General features: G+C 45.8%; 2 protein-coding genes. Both read right to left on the reverse strand.

Annotated features, from left to right (window positions below):
• Positions 1–188, reverse strand: a 188-nt coding sequence (locus tag ACFINX_RS10055; RefSeq protein WP_375668795.1) for a phage major tail tube protein, incomplete at its 3' end; no start/stop codon positions are given.
• Positions 188–1,363 (reverse strand): phage tail sheath subtilisin-like domain-containing protein (locus ACFINX_RS10060; RefSeq protein WP_375668796.1); only part of this gene is annotated, 1,176 nt, incomplete at its 5' end. The genes ACFINX_RS10060 and ACFINX_RS10055, both read right to left, overlap by 1 nt.

Here is a 1,363-nt window from a genome sequence, read left to right on the forward strand (position 1 = left end):
ATGCTAAGCGTGAGGGTTTCAAGACCAAGGTCAACTTCAATGGAGCTATCCATGCCACCGCCGCGATAACTTTCAACGACCAAGTTCAAATTCGGTAATGTTACGCTTTCACATTTTGCTTGATAGGGAATACCGTCGACAAAAATGTTAAAATATTTCAAAACTCTTGGTAAAACGGGGATAGCCATTAAAAAATCTCCTCTAAATAATCATTCACAATGCGTGAACGGAACGTGATGTGTTCTGCGGGTGTTGTGGGGGTGAATTCGACATTGAAATAGACTTTGCCGCTCTCAATGGCGCTTGCTGTGTTAAGCTCTAGATCAGGTGTACAGCGTCCACCAAGAATGGCGCCTTGTGCTTTTAAATCACGCAAATAGGCATTGACGCTTTCACTGACATCATTCATGTAGGTCTTTTTGATATTGCGGTCGACAGCCCATAGATGCCCGCGCAAAATGGCATCATTGATCATATCTGCGGTGCGTACTACGGATAAGAAAGCAAACTTTGTATCACTTGAAAGGGTGCGATTACCCCAAAGACGATAACCATTTTCGCGGATAATTGTTGTGATGTTTTGTTCGTTAAGAAGGTTAGCGCGGCTTGATCGATCACCAATGGAAAAATCAATGGGGCGTGCAATACCAACAATGCCATTGATCACTTTATTGGAAGGAGAATGCCAAAAACCGTGTGTAAAATCAGTTTTGGCAATGACACCAGCAACTGCTGCACTTGCCGGCTGTTCTATGATCTTTCCATCACGATTCACCTTTACAAAAGGGTCAATAAGAATGACGCGTTTTGAATCAAAATCCTTTGCTGTGCTAAGGGCTGCTTCATCTGTGCTGTTTGGTGCATCAAGCACCACAATAGCACGCAGACGCTCGGCAATGCCAATGAGTTCTGCTGCGACGGGGTTGGCAGTTGCACCAGTTCCATTCTCTTCAATATTCACACTGGAAGGGCGTTGATGTGTAAAGCCTGGAGCGATGAGAATGCGTGGTGTTTGTCCTACAATGGATTGCGCTCCAATCAAAGCATGAACACCTTCATAAGCACCATTTGCGTTTACACCGCCAAGAACATTGGTGAGTGTTGCATTTTCATTGTCACCCTCGTTCACGCGTACGACAACGACAATTGCCCCTACTTGTTTAAAAATAAGATCAAGGGCATTGGGTAGGGTGCCTTGACGCTTACCCGTTTTATCCAGTTTTGCAGCTTGTGAAAGAGAACCCGTTACCAAAACGGGTGTATTAAGGGGAAATGCTTGTTCATCGGCATCGGGTGCTGTGCCAACAATCCCGATAACGGCAGACTGAACCGCGCGAAGGGGGCGGGTGCCGTCGTCAACTTC

The organism is Bartonella sp. AP36NXGY, from assembly GCF_042195865.1.
Classification (GTDB): Bacteria; Pseudomonadota; Alphaproteobacteria; order Rhizobiales; family Rhizobiaceae; genus Bartonella.